We start from the raw sequence: 16049 nt of genomic DNA on the forward strand, positions 1-16049 counted from the left end.
CGGCGGCGGTGCTGGGCGCCGCCAAACTCTATGAGCATCAGACCTCTGGCTGGTTCTGTGCGCTTGTTGGCGCGCAGATGCGCGAGTGGGACCAGCGCCTGGCGGTGTACGCGAATGGGGGAGAGGCGGCGGCCCCGCTCTCTGCCAAGGCCCCGTCAACTGCGGAACACGGCACTCGCGGCCGGATCGAGCTGGATGGGCAATGGTGCCGCGTGACCGATGCCCCCGCCCGCTCGGTGGATCTTGGTGGCATCGCCAAGGGGTACGCTGCCGATCGGCTTCAGGAACTCGCCCGAGAGAGCGGGGCCAGTGACGTCCTCGTCTCGCTGGGCACCTCGTCGATAGCCGTGGCGGGCGCACCCGCCGTGATCGGGCTGGCTAGCCCGTGGGCCGGTTGGGACCGCATTGGTTCCGTGATCCTTGAATCGGGGGCGCTCGCGGTGTCCGCCGATCCGGGCATGGCAATCGGGAGCGTACGGGGCCATACTCACGTGTTAGATCCGTGGGCGGGGGTACCAGCCACCACGGATCTGTGCGGCGCCGTCGTGTGCGGCCGCGACGGGATGGCGTGCGAGGCCTTCTCCACCGCTTATCTGGCGATGGGGCTGGAGGCGGCGATGAGCCTTGATGCCCAGCATCCGGAACTGGATTCGATTTTCATGACGATCGACGGCAGGCTTCTGGCAAGCCCGAACCTTCAACTCCGAACGGCACCCGGCTTCCAAGCATGGCTTGCTGATAGGCGGCAGCATCATGAGTGATCCCCAGCTAGCGAGTGCGGAGCTGGGGGAGGGTGAATGGGCTGCCGTCCGCATGTGTTAGTTCGGTTTTTTCCGCAATGCGTGCGGTTTCGAGATCTGCGACGATGAAGGGTTGTGGGTCACGCATGACGATTTCAATATGTGTGCCTTGAGTGCGAAGCGCTGCTAGCGGTGAGACGTCCACGTCCGGGGGTAGCAGGTATGCGGTGGATTGCGAGTTGAGTGGACCGGTGACGTTGACTCCTACGCCTTCTCCTTCGAACATTTCTGGCGGGACGCAGGCGGAGGCATAAACGCTTGGCGCGTTAGCCTTGGGCGAGGCGAGTTCGGTTGCAACGCAAATGTTCCGATCCTCAGAGAGCGCTATCCAGTGTTTACCGAACGATGATTCTCCAAGCTCCCGCACGGAGTTCGCATCAAACTCCGAATCCTCTGCAGCGAGAAAACTGGGCACAGCGGAGGAATCTAGGGAATCCAGCCTGCCAATCGCGGGTGCTAGGTCGGTCAACTCAGGCGTCGCCCTATTCTGAGAGTTCACGGTAGCGATGACGCCGCCTGCACTAATCGCAACGAAGATCGCTGCGATTAGTGCCAGAACGAGTGTGCCGCTTCTCCGTCTTTCAGCCACGAGAACTCCCGGCGAATATCATTGTCTAGTTCCTGATAACTCGAATGTCCCGCTTCCTTCACGAGGAAGAGTGATCGGTGAGCCATTCCCGGGGGCCTTAGTTCCTACCACTGCAACAGGTTGCGGATCTGTTGATAGAAGCTCGAAGCCATCGGTGGAAGCGAGTTCTGATGCGTCAACGTCCGGGGGAAGGAGATAGGCGGTGGCTGACTGCAATCCTTCGCCGCCAGCTGCTACGTAGATGCCGTGATCGTTGAAGATATCGGGTGGGGTACACGAGGAGGCGTCAACCCAGTTGTCCTCGGAATCATTATAGAGCTGGCTCGCAATACAGATGTTGCCCTCGGGATCGGTCGCGACCCAATGTGTGCCGTAGTCCGAATCTCCCAACACACGAGCTGTGTCAGGATCGGCTCCATTGTCCAGAAGCACATCCGGTATTGATTCACTGTCCGGTGCATCAGTTTGGGCGATGATGGGCACGAGCTCCTCTGCCGTCAAAGAGGGAGGGGAAGGATCCGTCGATGGGTCTTCGCTAGCCGGGGAAGCGTTATTGCATGCCACGATTGCTAACGATGTCATCGCTAAGATCGCGACACCGGAAACCCGAGTTTTTTTTGCATTCATTGCATTCTCCTTGAGTGTTTCAATTGGCGCTTAATACGTGAGCGCTGCTTATTCGTTTCTGGGGAGATTGATCTGTTGTCGATTTCGTCTATTTCTGATGTCTTCCACGCGTTTCTGATAGTCAAATATCAATGGAATTGACTTGACCCTAACAAGAATCTCAGCTGATATCGGCAGTTTCATCAAAGCTATATGAAATCGTTATGGGGAAGTAATCAGGGCGGGGCACAGTGTGGACACGGTGCCCCGCCGGTTACCGTCACGCGGTAGGCTCATACCATGACTGAGTCCGCTACACCTCCAGCACGTGTATTTGGTTCCGTCTCCGTGGCAATGGTGACACCCTTCCATGAGGACGGTTCCCTCGATATCGATTCGGCTGTTCATCTGGCCGATCACCTCGTCAAGCAGGGCTGTGATTCCATCCTGCTTTCTGGCACCACGGGCGAATCGCCCACCACTCATCAGCCTGAGAAGGACGAGCTTGTCCGCGAGGTCAAGGCGGCCATCGGCGGCCGTGCGTTCGTCATGGCGGGGGCTGGGTCCAATGACACGGCTCATGCGGTGAGGATTGCTCAGGGTGCCCAAGAATCGGGCGCTGACGGCCTTCTGATTGTGGCCCCGTACTACAACCGTCCCTCCCAAGAGGGGGTGTACCAGCACATTCTGGCTATTACCGAGGGCAGTGACCTGCCGGTGATGATTTATGACATTCCGGGCCGTACCGGGGTGAAGTTGGAGTTCGATACGTTGCGGCGGCTGGCGGAGCACCCGAGGATTCTGGGTGTGAAGGATGCGACCGGGGACGTTGCTTCCGGATTCGTCAAGATGGCGGAAACCGGACTTGAGTATTATTCGGGCGACGACGGGCTTAACTTCGCATGGCTCGCCCACGGCGCATCCGGCGTCATCTCAGTGGCCGGTCATGTGATCGCCAGTCAGCTGCGCGCTCTGGTGAGCGAGGTTGACGCGGGTGATCTTCCCACCGCTCGTCAAGAAGCAGTCAAACAGCTGCCGGTTATCAACGCCATTATGGGTGGCGGCCAAGGCGCCGTGATGGCGAAGGAAGCACTCAAGCTGACCGGCGTGATCCCATCGGCCACTCTCCGCCTGCCGCTCGTGGGTGCCTCGAAGGCCCAGCTGGCAGAGCTTGCCGATACGCTCCGCCAGCAGGGATTGATGTAGCCCGAAACACCCATCTGGCGGGTTTCGTGGGAAATGTTCGTCCTCTAGGGCACAATGGGCCTCGTGAGGATAAAGAAGGCAGCTTCAAGAAAACAGACCACCGCGGATCAACGTGCACGTTTTTCGGCCAAACGTCTGCGGGACAGCAATTGCTCCAAACAGGCCGAGGAAGCTGCGCGCGCAGATACCAGCGGCAACGCTCCTGACACCGCGAGCTTCCCAGCTGATTTTGCAGACGCGCTTGCCGGTTCTGCACCGCGGGTTCATCATGGGGCTGACGGGAAACTGGACCGTGGTGATGTCATCGGCTCGTCCGGGCGTTGGCTTGCAGGCTGGTGCCTGCGCCTGCTTGTCATAGCCGCGGCAGCTTGGGTGCTGTGGAAGGGTGCGAGCATCATCTGGACGGGTATTCTCCCCGTCATTCTTGCCATCATTGTGTGCACCGTTTTGTGGCCGGTGGTTCATCGGTTCCTCATGTGGCACTTCCCGCCAGCGCTCGCCGTACTCACCACAATCATCGGGTTCTTTGCGCTGATCATCGGCATTTTCGTGGCGATCGCGCCGTCTGTGGCCTCCCAATCGCGGGAACTGTATGGCCAGGGTTTGGAAGGCATACAGCGAGTTCTCGATTGGATCGCCGGGCCTCCTCTGAACATCGAAACTACCCAGCTAGACACAGTTGTTGGTCAGGTTGTGGATTGGATTCAGGATCAGGCATCCACGATCACGCAAACGGCCATCTCGGGAGCAACGGCAGCTGGTTCCGCCGTTGTCACCTTCGTGATGGTGATCGTTTTGACGTTCTTCTTCCTCAAGGACGGCCGCCGGTTCCTCCCGTTGGTTCGCCGCGTGACCGGCCCCCGGGTTGGCTGGCATCTGACAGAGGCGGCAACCCGGTGCTGGAACACGCTTGGCGGGTTCATCCGCACGCAGGCGATCGTCAGCTTCATTGACGCGTTCTTCATTGGCTTGGGGCTGTGGGCGATGAGCGTTCCACTGGCCGGGCCGCTCGCGATCATCACATTCTTCGCTGGCTTCATCCCGATCGTGGGTGCGTTCACGGCTGGGGCTCTTGCCGTGTTGGTGGCGTTGGTTGCGAACAGCTTCACTACTGCCATCTTCGTTCTTATCCTCATCGTCGGTGTGCAGCAGCTCGAAGGCAATATCCTGCAGCCGGTTCTCCAATCGCGAGCGATGAAGATGCACGCCGCGGTGATCCTGCTATCTGTGACAGTTGGTGGCGGCGTGTTCGGCATCGTGGGCGCGTTCCTCGCAGTGCCGGCGGCCGCCATGGTCACGGAAGTGTTGCGCTACTTGGGCGATCTCACCGATATTAAGTCCGGTGAAAAGACAGTGGAGGAGATCGCGTTCGCCACCGATACGGCGGATGGGCCGCTCGCGTGACACAATGGGGGAGTGACTGACCATGTGATGCCCGCGCCCCCCACCGAAAACACCGTACGGATTGTTCCTCTTGGTGGCCTAGGCGAAGTAGGTAGAAACTGTAACGTCCTCGAGTATCGAGGAAAACTGGTTGTTGTTGATTGCGGCGTTCTTTTCCCTGAGGAAAGCCAACCGGGAGTTGATCTGATCCTCCCAGACATCGATTACCTGAAAAATCGGGTCAAGGACATTGAGGCGATTGTTCTCACCCACGGCCACGAGGACCATATCGGCGCCGTGCCCTATCTGCTTAAGCTGCGCCCGGATATCCCGGTCATCGGCTCGCAACTGACCATTGCCTTTATCGAGGCGAAGCTTCAGGAGCACCGCATTCGCGCGCACTCCCACGTTGTGGTTGAGGGCGATGTGGAGAAGGTGGGTCCCTTTGAGATGGAGTTCATTGCAGTGAACCATTCCATCCCGGACGCACTGGCCGTGTTTGTCAAGACAGCCGAAGGCAACATCCTCATCACCGGCGATTTCAAGATGGATCAGCTTCCACTTGATGGACGGTTGACCGATCTCCGCGCCTTCGCCAAGGCTGGCGAACAAGGTGTGGATCTGTTTATGTGCGATTCCACCAATGCGGAGGTCCCGGGCTTCGTCCGATCCGAATCGGAGATCGGCCCTGTTATTGACGATGTGTTCTCCCGGGCCACCGGGAAAATCGTAGTGGCCTCGTTCTCCTCTCACGTTCATCGCGTTCAGCAGGTACTCAATGCCGCGGCACGCCATGGCCGCAAGGTGGCGTTCGTGGGGCGCTCGATGGTGCGCAACATGGGCCTCGCTTCAGATCTCGGGTATCTGGAGGTCCCAGAAGGAGTGCTGCGAGATCTTGGGGACATGCGCGATCTGCCGGATAACAAGCGGGTCTACATGTCCACCGGATCTCAGGGCGAACCTATGGCCGTGTTGGCGCGCATCGCGAACAAGAGCCATCCGAAGATCAGCGTGGGCGGCGGAGATACCGTGTTATTTGCCTCCTCTCTCATCCCCGGAAACGAAAACTCTGTGTATCGGCTGATCAACGGCCTCATGAAGCTTGGTGCGCATGTCGTTCACCAGGGCAATGCCAAGGTGCACGTGTCCGGTCACGCGGCCCAAGGCGAACTGTTGTACTGCTACAACATTCTTGAGCCGGCGTTCGCCATGCCCATTCACGGCGAGGTTCGCCATCAGGTGGCCAACGGCGGCATTGCCGTGAAAACCGGCGTGCCACCCGAAAACGTCATTCTGGCGGAAAACGGCTCGGTCATCGATATGACTGACGGCGAGGTGTCGTTGGCTGGCTCGGTACCCTTCCATGAGATTTACGTGGATGGCTCCTCTGTTGGAGACATCACGGAAACGGAACTCAAGGATCGCCGCACACTTTCCGAGGAGGGCTTCATTGCCATCTTCGCTGTGGTGGATCAGAGCGCAGAGCAGATCGTGACGGGCCCGCACATTCAGGCCCGCGCCATGGCGGAGGATCAATCGGTCTTTGACGATATCCTGCCAGAGGTAACGGTCACGCTTCAGGAAGCACTCGAAAAGGGCACGGATACTTACGGGATGCAGCAGGCGATGCGCCGCATGATTGGCCGCTGGGCCTCGCGCAAGCTCCGCCGTTCACCCATGATTATTCCCACGGTTGTGACGGTCTAGCACCCGTGGCGGCGTGCCGAGGCATGTACGGGGGCGCGTGCGGCGCTAGGGTTTAGAGTGTGAGTCCACGAGTGCCTAGAGATGCTAATAAGAAGCAACCCGCCAGCAAAGCAAAGAACGCTGGCGGGAAGGCCTCTGCCAGCAAGCAAACTCCTGCGGGCAAGAAGCAGGAGAAGGACACAGAACCCAGAGAGCCCATGGGCCCCCTCAAGCGCGAGGGAATCTCCTTCGGGGTACTCGCACTGGCCATCATCGTGGCACTACGTGAATGGTTTGGTCTCTCTGGCGTTCTTGGCACAGGAATCCACTATGTGACGGCTGGGGCCGTGGGCGCCTTGTCCATCTTTGTCCCGATCCTCTTGATCGTTGTTGCCGTTCAGATCTTCCGAACGGTGCCCCGTCCCACCAATAAGAGGATTGCTATTGGCCTCGCGCTGATCGTGACGTCTGTTGACGGGATCTTGCACCTCATTTCCGCCCCGTCCAGCCCCGTCAATGATTTTGATGGCGTTCTTTCTGCCGGTGGCCTGCTCGGGTGGGCCGTTGGTGCATCGCTGCGCACTCTTCTTTCTCCATACGGGGCCTACCCGGTGCTCATTCTGGTTCTCCTGTTCGCGCTGCTGTACATGACCAATACGTCGGTGCATCAGCTCTGGCAGATGGTGCGATCGAAGTCCGGTGGAGGACAGGATGATCAGGAAAGCGAAGGCGAGGACGGTATAGCCAATCGCGGTTCATCCGCCACGCGTCCTTACGATGCGGCGCACGAGGTGGAAGCGGAAGATACCCCACGCCGCCAGCGCCTCCTGCCCCGGAAGAAGAAGCAGGAAGCACCGGAGGAGCCCCCGTCCGTCCCCGACGATGCCGCGGCCACCGCCGCGCTCGGGGCCTACCGTCACGATGACCAACCGAAGCCCCACAAGAAGTCCCGGCCCTCTAGCCCGGCACCCAGCCCCGAACCGATCGAGGGAACAGACGCGCCAGAAGGGCTCCCCGCTCCCGATACCACAACGGTGATACCCGGGGGCCAACAGTTGGCACTGGACCCCTCAGTGACATATTCGCTTCCCAGCCAAGAGCTTCTGAAGCATGGTGCGCCCCATGCTGAGCGCACGCAGGCCAATGACGAGGTGGTAGATCGCCTGACTCAGGTGTTCTCCGAATTCGGCATTGATGCCCGGATCGTTGGGTTCTCGCGTGGGCCAACGGTCACCCAATATGAGGTCGAGTTGGGCCCCGGTATCAAGGTGGAGCGTATTACGGCGCTCTCCAAGAACATCGCCTATGCGGTTGCCTCGCCGGATGTTCGCATTCTGTCACCGATTCCGGGTAAATCGGCGATCGGTATCGAGATTCCCAACACGGATCGCGAGACTGTGCTGCTCGGAGACGTCCTGCGTTCTCAGGTTGCTGCCCGCGCCACCCACCCACTGACGGTGGGAGTTGGCAAGAATGTGGAAGGCAAGTTCGTCATTGCCAACCTTGCCAAGATGCCCCACATGCTCGTGGCTGGTGCGACAGGGGCTGGAAAATCCTCGTTCATCAACTCCATGATCACCTCGATCATGATGCGCTCCACCCCTGATCAGGTTCGAATGATCCTCGTGGATCCCAAGCGCGTGGAACTGACAATCTACGCCGGCATTCCGCATCTGATCACGCCTATCATCACCAATCCGAAGAAGGCCGCAGAGGCTCTCGAATGGGTGGTCAAGGAAATGGACGCCCGCTATGACGATATGGCGGCCTACCACTTCAAGAACATCGACGATTTCAACGATGGCGTTCGCGCTGGCACCGTCACGCCCCTCAACCCGGAGCGTAAGCTCACCCCGTATCCCTATCTGCTGGTTGTGGTGGACGAGCTGGCGGACATGATGATGGTGGCCCCACGTGATGTTGAGGCCTCCATTCAGCGTATTACACAGCTTGCCCGCGCCGCCGGTATCCATCTGGTGTTGGCCACCCAGCGCCCGTCCGTGGATGTGGTGACTGGCCTCATCAAGGCGAACATTCCGTCGCGCTTGGCGTTCATGACGTCCTCACTGGCCGATTCGCGCACCATTTTGGATATGTCGGGGGCTGAGAAACTTATCGGTCAAGGTGACGCCCTCTTCATGCCAGCCGGTGCCTCCAAGCCCATCCGCCTGCAGGGTGCTTGGGTGGACGAGGAAGAGATCGAGCGCGTGGTGCGCGAGTGTAAGGGCCAACTCCAACCTCACTACCGCAACGATTTTGAGGAAGTACAGGAGCAGAAGAAGCAACGCGAGGAAATCGGTGACGATCTCGAGGTCCTTCTGCAGGCGGCAGAAATTGTTGTGACAACGCAGTTCGGTTCCACATCCATGCTCCAGCGCAAGCTTCGCATTGGATTCGCGAAGGCTGGACGCATGATGGATTTGCTGGAGCAGTATGAGATCGTGGGGCCATCCGAGGGATCGAAGGCTCGCGATGTTCTCGTATCGCCGGAGTATCTGGAGAACGCGCTAGCGATGCTACGTGGAGAACGCGATTCGATCTTTGATGAGGCCGAGGGAGCAGGCTCCGAACCGGAACCCGGTGCCACGGAGGTTATGACGAACCGGTACGATACTGATCCGTTAGCTCATTCGGCCCCGAGTCCGACCGCCGATTGGTACGAGGATGGCGACGACGACGGCGATGAGGACGCGTGGCAGCTCACCGGCCGCTAGATCCGTCGTCGTCCTCAACTCACTACTTGCGATACTGATCCACGAGGGTCCCCTCGGATACGGGCGGGTCAGTCCGCTGTTCGCCACTATCGGCCATCACCGGGTAGGTAGCGTCTGCTCGGGCGGCAATCTCGGACTGGTTGAGAGTCATCCCCGAATCCGTGTATCCCTCCTCAAGGGCGTGGAGCGGGTAGAGATAATAGCTTCGATCGTCCTGAGTGACAGCCGTCCACTCGAGGTTACTGACGCTCGCCGGGCCTTCGGGTGGAACGTCCACGGTGGCGGTAGTGATGAGCCCCGTGGTGACGGCGTATCCGTGATTATTGATCGTTTGTCCAGAGATCATGTTGCCCATGGACCACACAACCCACATTCCGTTGCCGTCAGGTCCGCCGTCAATCTCAGTGACAGGCTCTGGCACATGTGAGTGGTTGCCGAACACGAGGTCTACTTGCCCCGATTCTGCCAGTTGATCGGCGATCTCCGTTTGCTCCTCGATCGGCTCGCTGACGTACTCCGTGCCCCAGTGCATAGAGACCACAACAAGGTCCGCGCCGGCCTCCCGTGCCGCGGCGGCATCATCGATTAAGTCACCCACCGAACGCTGGCCCAGATCACCCACCACGTTCCAGGACCATTCGGCGCCCTGAGGCAACGGGATGCCGTTTGTCAAAGTGCTGGCGGACAGGTGGGCAATAGTGACATCGCGGCCGCCGGATTCGAGATCATAGTACTGAATCTGACCGGCTTCCTCTTCGGTGCGCGCTGTGCCATGATGGCCGAGCTCCGCCTCATCGAAGGTGTCAAGCGTGGACGTGACGCCATCGAAACCGCGGTCCATCGAGTGATTGGTGGCCAGAGAGCACCCGTCCCAACCCATGTCTTTGAGGGACGTGGCAATCTCGGGTGGCGCCCCGAACGCCGGGTAATTGGAGGGTTCCTGCCCGGGAGGAACAATGGGAACCTCCATGGAACACAACGCAAGATCGGCGCCCTCGATCCACGGGTTGATTTGTTCAAACAGAGGACCATAATCGAGGACCCCGCCAGATGCCTGCTGTGCAAAATGGTTGACGGACAGGTGGAGGAGGATATCTCCGCCTGAAACGATCGAAAGGGTAGAAGGGTCCGCCGTTGGGGTTGGCGTTGGGGTGGCCTCTGGCGCCGATTCGGAAGCGGTAGCCGATGACCCTTCTGAATCTCCGGGGGTAGATGGGGTGCAGGCCGCCAGCAGTGCGGCGGCCCCCAGAAGCGCTGTGAGTGAGAGACGGGTGGAGCGCACGGTTCCTCCTTGAATTGACTGATCGCGATTCTAGCCGATGGGGCGTGTGGACCGGCGGAACCGCCGGTGAGTGGGAAGGTATTTCGGGCGGGAGGATCCCGGCCTTCCCTGAGGCCCCGGCCGAACGCGGTAGGCTGGGAGAATGAGCAGTGAGCAGGGTGAGGCGAACGAGGTTCCCGTTATCAACATCGCGAATGCGCTGACGGTTCTCAGGTTGGTGCTAGTTCCGGTATTTGTTGTTGTGTACTGGACTGATACGCCGGGCAGAGCATGGGCCGCATGGGGGATCTTCGCGCTTGCGGCGTTGACGGACAAGCTGGATGGATACCTAGCGCGTAGCCGTGGCCTCATCACTGATTTCGGTAAGCTTGCCGATTCGATTGCTGACAAGTGCCTCATTGGGGCGGCACTCATCATGTTGTCTCTTCACGGGCACCTGTGGTGGTGGGTCACGGTAGTCATGATTGGACGCGAACTGGCCATCACGCTGATGCGCATGTACATGGTTCGCCAAGAAGTGATGGCCGCGGGGCGGGGCGGAAAGATCAAGATGTTCATGCAGTCCCTCGGCATTGGTGGGCTGGTGATCCCGTGGGCAAGCTTCCTGCCGGGCGCTCTGGCAACGGTGCTGATTTGGATCTGCTACGGACTGATCGCAATTGCTCTGTACTTCTCGATCTCCTCCGCTGTGGAATACGTCCGTGATGCGCGTCGGATCTCCGGGGAAGGACAATAGTGTGGTGGCTGATGGCGAAGAACTGCGCCGCACCGTGGAAGCGCTCAAAGCCCGTGGGCTTACGCTGTGCTGTGCCGAATCGTTGACTGGCGGGGCGTTGGCCAGCCGGATCGTCAACGTGCCCGGTGTGTCCGCCGTTTTTCGGGGAGCGGTGGTCAGTTACGCTACGGACGTGAAGGCGAGTGTTTTGGGAGTCTCTCAGAACCAGTTGGATGAGACGGGCCCGGTGGACGAAACGGTGGCGCGCCAGATGGCACGCGGGGCGTGCCGTGTTTTGGCGGCGGACGTTGGCGTGGCAACCACAGGAGTTGCGGGGCCTGGACCCGCGGATGGCCACCCTGCCGGCACCGTGTGGATCGCAATCTCCGGAGCGTTGGGGGAGCGCGCCGAGCTGCTGGCACTTGACGGCAGCCGAACAGAGATCAGGGAGGGCGCCGTTCAATGCGCCCTGGGCCTTGTGGCGCGTGCTCTCGATGATGTGGTTACGAACACAAAATCGAATCTTCTCCAAGAATGACGGGTTCTCTCAGCTTTCGTACAGAAATAGTTGGCATGGTGTACACCATGAAGCCGTATACTTGAGTGTGGATGGCTCAAGTTTGGTCAGTAGTTGAATATTTTGGGAATGATTTCCAAAACTGCTGCGTTGAGGAGAGTGATGAGCATGGATCTACGAACCGGCGTTAACCGGAAAGACCAAGGAACTGCACGCAAGATTGTGCGCGTGCCTGAACCCGCTCACGAGGAACAGGCGCTCCTGCGCCGAGAGCTCGGAGAGGTGCTGCGCGAGTACCGCCAGCGTCAGGGCCGCACACTCCGCGAGGTTTCCTCCGATGCTCGAGTCTCCCTCGGATATCTCTCCGAGGTGGAACGGGGTCAGAAGGAAGCTTCCTCTGAACTACTATCGTCAATCTGCACTGCACTTAACGTCCCTCTCAGCCACGTGCTCCGGCTTGTTGCTGATCGCATTGATTTCTCGCAGGGCCGCGTACCCCCGCACATGAGGGTCCCGGACTCCGTGCCGGAAGAACTGGTGCGCGCCGAGATGTCCAAGCTGCATCGGTGAGAGAGTCAGAGTTCTGGAGTGCGGTGGACTGGACGTTCCCGGATGGGCACGGCAGGAGCCTCACGCAGGATCTCGTGTTATCTGAGCTAGGGGATCGAAGTCCCCTTCAGGCAATTGACGATGGGACAAACCCGCAGAAGGTGTGGGAGGCGATGTGCCGATCGATGGATCTGCCTGAGCGCTACCAGTACATCCACCGGGTCAAGCCAGAAGAGCGTGACGATCTGGGACGGTAGCGGCGAGACAAAAGGTAACCGAAGGACAACTTAATACCGCGTGGTGGGGACCGGCCCGTATGGGTTGGTCCCCACCACCATGTCATGCCAGCGGCGTTGCCATCATGGTGTGGCACGGGTGCAGCGGACCTAGGAATTGCTTCCGGATCGTCATGATGGATGAGGTGCCCCTAGGCAGCGAATAGCCCCGTTTCACCGTGTGATCACAATTGTTGTGTTACTGTGGCGCACCGGCGCCGGTGTTGGACCCTCAGAGTCCACATGATGGAATATTCGGCGGATGAATTTTCCACGAGAATATCAGCGGATTGATTTCCTCCTGTTTCCCTTACGGGAGCCGGGCGAAACTCTCCCCTCCCAGTGCGCGGATCGGAGCTCTTTTTGGCGATTTTTCGCCGACTTGCATTTGACCGGGACTCGTTATCCCTGTTTGACTCAAAAGCGGACAGGAACACCAGAGAGTCAACTACGAAGGAGAATCTCCGTGCATGAACTGTTTATTGATGGGGAGTGGAAGGAAGCCAGCGACGGCAATCACCGCCGCATTAACTGCCCAGCAGATGGTGCTTTAGTAGCCGAAGTTTCAGAAGCTACGCCGGATGATGCAACCGCAGCGGTCCGTGCAGCACGGCGGGCATTCGATACGGGATTGTGGGCGCTCACCCCTGCAACAGACAGGGCCATGTTGCTCTCGCAGGTGGCAGACCGCCTTCAACAAGAAAAAGAAACTGTTGCGAGGCTGGAAGCCCTGGACACTGGGCGAATAATCGCTGAGACCAGAATAGACGTAGATGATGTGACCGCCGTGTTCCGCTACTACTCCACGTTGGCCGCTGCTGACGCCGGACGAATCGTGGATACCGGCATGCCCGACGTGGTGAGCAAAGTGGTATACGAGCCGATAGGCGTGTGTAGCCTCATCACGCCATGGAATTATCCGCTCCTGCAAACCTCGTGGAAAGTGGCGCCCGCCCTTGCCGCGGGCAATTCATTTGTTCTCAAGCCGAGCGAACTGACGCCTTCCACCGCCATTTGGCTGCTGGCAACACTTGAGGAACTCGGTTTGCCTGCAGGGGTGGGCAACCTGATTCTGGGCGCGGGTGGCCGTGTTGGCCCACCGCTGACGGAAAGCCCGGAGGTAGATCTGGTGTCCTTCACTGGCGGGTTGGTGACCGGCCGCAGTATTGCGGCATCGGCAGCCCCGACCGTCAAGAAGGTAGCACTCGAATTGGGAGGTAAGAACCCCAACGTAGTTTTTGCGGATGCAGATTTCGAAGCTGCTGTGGACGGCGCGATGAACGCCGTGTTCTACACGTCTGGTGAAGTGTGCTCTGCAGGTACCCGCCTCATCATTGAAGAATCGATTCATGATGAGTTCGTTGCCGAACTGGTCAAGCGAACCGAGGCCATCAAGATCGGTGGCCCGTTCGATGAGAACGCCGAAACCGGTCCGCTCATCAGTGCTGCCCACCGCGACAAGGTGGAAAAATATGTTGATGCTGGTATCGCCGAGGGCGCCAAGCTTCTGGTGGGCGGGCGACGCCCCGAGGGTGAAAAATACGCCAACGGATACTACTACCTCCCAACGATTCTCGATGGATGCAGCACTGAGATGTCATGCGTTCAGGATGAATCCTTCGGCCCCGTCATCACGGTGGAGACCTTTTCCGGGCACACCCGCGATGAGGCCGAATCGGAAGCCCTGCGTATAGCCAATGACACGGTCTACGGCTTGGCGGGCGCCGTGTGGAGCCAAGATGGTGGACGCGGCGAACGCGTAGCCGCGCGGCTACGCCACGGAACCATTTGGATTAATGATTTTGGCCCGTACGTTCCAGGTGCCGAATGGGGCGGGTTCAAGCAGAGCGGAGTTGGCCGCGAGTTGGGCCAACAGGGACTCGATGAATACCGCGAAACGAAACATATTTGGAGGAATACACGCCCTGCACCTACTCACTGGTTCGGTGCAGAAAACGAAGGAGGACAACTATGAAGAACTATGATTACGTGATCGTTGGAGGCGGCTCCGCTGGATCCGTGCTAGCCAACCGGCTCAGTACCGATCCTCATACCTCGGTGCTCGTTCTGGAAGCTGGTATGGATGACTTCCGGTTCAATCCGTTTATTCACATGCCTGCCGCACTGTCATTTCCCATGGGGAGCCCCATTGACTGGCAGTATGAATCCGAACCAGAGCCTTACATGAACGGACGCCGTGTTTCCCATGCTCGGGGCAAGGTACTTGGCGGTTCCTCCAGCATCAACGGCATGATCTTCCAGCGCGGCAACCCCATGGATTACGAGCGGTGGGGCGCCGATCCGGGAATGGAGAACTGGGATTACGCCCACTGCCTGCCCTACTTCAAGCGGATGGAAACCACCCGTGCAGGTGCCGATGCGTGGCGCGGTGGCTCCGGCCCACTGATCCTTGAGCGCGGACCGGCCGAGAATCCCCTGTTCGGTGCCTTCCTCGAAGCCACACAGCAGGCGGGATATCCTCCCACGGACGATGTGAACGGATACCGGCAAGAGGGGTTTGGCCCCTTTGACCGCAACGTGGCCAATTCACGCCGCTGGAGCGCCTCACGCGCCTACCTCCACCCCGCTCAGGGCCGGAAAAACCTCACCGTCCATACGCTGAGCATGGTGACGAAGCTACGCACCGCGGGAAACCGCGTGGTGGGTGTGGACTATGTTCGTGGCGGTCACCAGAAGAAATCGGTGAGTGCTGGCGAAGTCATTCTGGCCGGAGGTGCCTTCAACACGCCTCAGCTGCTGCAGCTCACCGGAATTGGCAACCCCGCGGACCTGTCTCCACTTGGAATCCAGACGATTTCTGATCTGCCCGGCGTTGGCGAGAATATGCAGGATCACCTTGAGGTGTACCTCCAGCACGAATCCAAGCAGCCCGTTTCGATCGGATCGTGGTACAAGCTCTATAACTACCCACGCATCGGCGCCGAGTGGCTCTTCCTTCGCAGTGGGGTTGGAGCCTCCAACCATTTCGAAGCAGGCGGGTTCATTCGCAGTAACGAACAGGTGGATTACCCGAACCTCATGTTCCACTTCCTTCCCATTGCCATTCGGTATGACGGCAAGCGTCCGGTTGTTGAGCATGGATATCAAGTCCATATCGGTCCGATGTACTCGGACGTGCGTGGATCCCTCAAGATCAAGTCAACGGATCCGACTGAGCACCCAGAGTTGCGCTTCAACTATCTCTCCACTGAGAACGATCGCCGCGAATGGGTGGAGATCGTTCGCAAGGCTCGCGAGATCCTCTCCCAGCCTGCCTTCTCCGCCTTCGATGCAGGAGAGATTTCTCCCGGGCCTCAGGTGGAGAGCGAAGAGGAGATCCTCGATTGGGTGTCCAGAGATGCTGAGACAGCCCTCCACCCATCGTGTACTGCCAAGATGGGAGTGGGCGAGGACGCCGTCGTCGACCCCAATTCAATGAAGGTATACGGGGTGGAAGGCCTACGTGCAGTAGACGCTTCTTCTATGCCCTACGTGACGAACGGGAACATCTACGCACCGGTGATGATGCTGGCCGAAAAGGCTGCGGACCTCATTGCGGGGAACACTCCTCTGGATCCCATCAATGTCCCGTTCTACAAGCACGGGACCGGCATGCCGCTATGGCCAGAAGGCGATCCGCGTAACAACGAAACTACCCCGGGCACAGTCCATCACTGAGATATAGGCCTATCGAGGCACCACCATGCCCCTACCGAGGAATAACCAA

At 59.2% G+C, this 16049-nt stretch carries 14 protein-coding genes; 11 read left to right on the forward strand and 3 right to left on the reverse strand.

What is annotated here, in order from left to right; genetic code table 11:
- Nucleotides 1-761 (forward strand): FAD:protein FMN transferase (locus ACTHV6_RS04315; RefSeq protein ID WP_441386044.1); only part of this gene is annotated, 761 nt, incomplete at its 5' end.
- A gap of 7 nt (nucleotides 762-768) precedes the next feature.
- Here ACTHV6_RS04315 and ACTHV6_RS04320 read toward each other — a convergent pair.
- Together ACTHV6_RS04320 and ACTHV6_RS04325 are read right to left on the reverse strand one after the other, a co-directional pair.
- Nucleotides 769-1389 carry a hypothetical protein gene (locus ACTHV6_RS04320; protein ID WP_441386045.1) on the reverse strand — a complete coding sequence of 207 codons (621 nt, stop codon included), beginning with the start codon at nucleotides 1387-1389 and terminating at the stop codon, nucleotides 769-771.
- Between the two features lie 18 nt (nucleotides 1390-1407).
- Nucleotides 1408-2016 (reverse strand): hypothetical protein, encoded by a 609-nt coding sequence (locus ACTHV6_RS04325; RefSeq protein WP_441386046.1) that lies wholly within the window; start codon nucleotides 2014-2016, stop codon nucleotides 1408-1410.
- Between the two features lie 279 nt (nucleotides 2017-2295).
- Here ACTHV6_RS04325 and dapA point away from each other — a divergent pair, with 279 nt between their 5' ends.
- From dapA to ACTHV6_RS04345, 4 genes are all read left to right on the forward strand, one after another.
- Nucleotides 2296-3201 (forward strand): 4-hydroxy-tetrahydrodipicolinate synthase, encoded by a 906-nt coding sequence (gene dapA, locus ACTHV6_RS04330; RefSeq protein WP_441386047.1) that lies wholly within the window; start codon nucleotides 2296-2298, stop codon nucleotides 3199-3201.
- Nucleotides 3202-3264: 63 nt separating this feature from the next.
- The gene (locus tag ACTHV6_RS04335) at nucleotides 3265-4605 is read left to right on the forward strand and encodes an AI-2E family transporter (protein WP_441386048.1); all 1341 of its coding nucleotides are present in this window, start codon (nucleotides 3265-3267) and stop codon (nucleotides 4603-4605) included.
- Nucleotides 4606-4632: 27 nt separating this feature from the next.
- Nucleotides 4633-6291 (forward strand): ribonuclease J, encoded by a 1659-nt coding sequence (locus ACTHV6_RS04340; RefSeq protein WP_441386110.1) that lies wholly within the window; start codon nucleotides 4633-4635, stop codon nucleotides 6289-6291.
- 71 nt (nucleotides 6292-6362) lie between these two features.
- The gene (locus ACTHV6_RS04345) at nucleotides 6363-8984 is read left to right on the forward strand and encodes a DNA translocase FtsK 4TM domain-containing protein (RefSeq protein ID WP_441386049.1); all 2622 of its coding nucleotides are present in this window, start codon (nucleotides 6363-6365) and stop codon (nucleotides 8982-8984) included.
- Between the two features lie 22 nt (nucleotides 8985-9006).
- On the opposite strand, the gene ACTHV6_RS04350 is transcribed toward ACTHV6_RS04345, so the two are convergent.
- The gene (locus tag ACTHV6_RS04350) at nucleotides 9007-10266 is read right to left on the reverse strand and encodes a CapA family protein (RefSeq protein WP_441386050.1); all 1260 of its coding nucleotides are present in this window, start codon (nucleotides 10264-10266) and stop codon (nucleotides 9007-9009) included.
- Nucleotides 10267-10408: 142 nt separating this feature from the next.
- On the opposite strand from ACTHV6_RS04350, the gene pgsA reads away from it, so the two are divergent.
- From pgsA to betA, 6 genes are all read left to right on the forward strand, one after another.
- The gene (pgsA, locus tag ACTHV6_RS04355; protein WP_441386051.1) at nucleotides 10409-11002 is read left to right on the forward strand and encodes a CDP-diacylglycerol--glycerol-3-phosphate 3-phosphatidyltransferase; all 594 of its coding nucleotides are present in this window, start codon (nucleotides 10409-10411) and stop codon (nucleotides 11000-11002) included.
- Nucleotides 10971-11519 carry a CinA family protein gene (locus ACTHV6_RS04360; protein WP_441386052.1) on the forward strand — a complete coding sequence of 183 codons (549 nt, stop codon included), beginning with the start codon at nucleotides 10971-10973 and terminating at the stop codon, nucleotides 11517-11519. Before pgsA ends, ACTHV6_RS04360 begins: the two co-directional genes overlap by 32 nt.
- A 141-nt stretch (nucleotides 11520-11660) precedes the next feature.
- Entirely contained in the window at nucleotides 11661-12068 is a 408-nt protein-coding gene (locus ACTHV6_RS04365) for a helix-turn-helix domain-containing protein (protein ID WP_441386053.1), read from the forward strand.
- On the forward strand, nucleotides 12065-12304 hold the full coding sequence (locus tag ACTHV6_RS04370) for a DUF3046 domain-containing protein (RefSeq protein ID WP_441386054.1): 240 nt from the start codon (nucleotides 12065-12067) through the stop codon (nucleotides 12302-12304). The genes ACTHV6_RS04365 and ACTHV6_RS04370 overlap by 4 nt, the downstream gene beginning before the upstream one ends.
- A gap of 484 nt (nucleotides 12305-12788) precedes the next feature.
- A complete protein-coding gene (locus ACTHV6_RS04375; RefSeq protein WP_441386055.1) occupies nucleotides 12789-14297 on the forward strand; it encodes an aldehyde dehydrogenase family protein in 1509 nt (502 codons plus the stop codon).
- Entirely contained in the window at nucleotides 14294-16000 is a 1707-nt protein-coding gene (gene betA, locus ACTHV6_RS04380) for a choline dehydrogenase (RefSeq protein WP_441386056.1), read from the forward strand. Before ACTHV6_RS04375 ends, betA begins: the two co-directional genes overlap by 4 nt.
- Nucleotides 16001-16049 lie beyond the last annotated feature (49 nt).

The organism is Ancrocorticia sp. (assembly GCF_052089425.1).
In the GTDB taxonomy this organism is placed as follows: Bacteria; Actinomycetota; Actinomycetes; order Actinomycetales; family Actinomycetaceae; genus Ancrocorticia.

What these genes read in the sequence shown, in the direction of transcription:
- ACTHV6_RS04340 (WP_441386110.1), top strand. Translation starts at nt 4,633, where the DNA reads ATGCCCGCGCCCCCCACCGAAAACACCGTACGGATTGTTCCTCTTGGT.
- betA (WP_441386056.1), top strand. Translation starts at nt 14,294, where the DNA reads ATGAAGAACTATGATTACGTGATCGTTGGAGGCGGCTCCGCTGGATCC.
- dapA (WP_441386047.1), top strand. Translation starts at nt 2,296, where the DNA reads ATGACTGAGTCCGCTACACCTCCAGCACGTGTATTTGGTTCCGTCTCC.
- ACTHV6_RS04365 (WP_441386053.1), top strand. Translation starts at nt 11,661, where the DNA reads ATGAGCATGGATCTACGAACCGGCGTTAACCGGAAAGACCAAGGAACT.
- pgsA (WP_441386051.1), top strand. Translation starts at nt 10,409, where the DNA reads ATGAGCAGTGAGCAGGGTGAGGCGAACGAGGTTCCCGTTATCAACATC.
- ACTHV6_RS04360 (WP_441386052.1), top strand. Translation starts at nt 10,971, where the DNA reads ATGCGCGTCGGATCTCCGGGGAAGGACAATAGTGTGGTGGCTGATGGC.
- ACTHV6_RS04325 (WP_441386046.1), bottom strand. Translation starts at nt 2,016, where the DNA reads ATGAATGCAAAAAAAACTCGGGTTTCCGGTGTCGCGATCTTAGCGATG.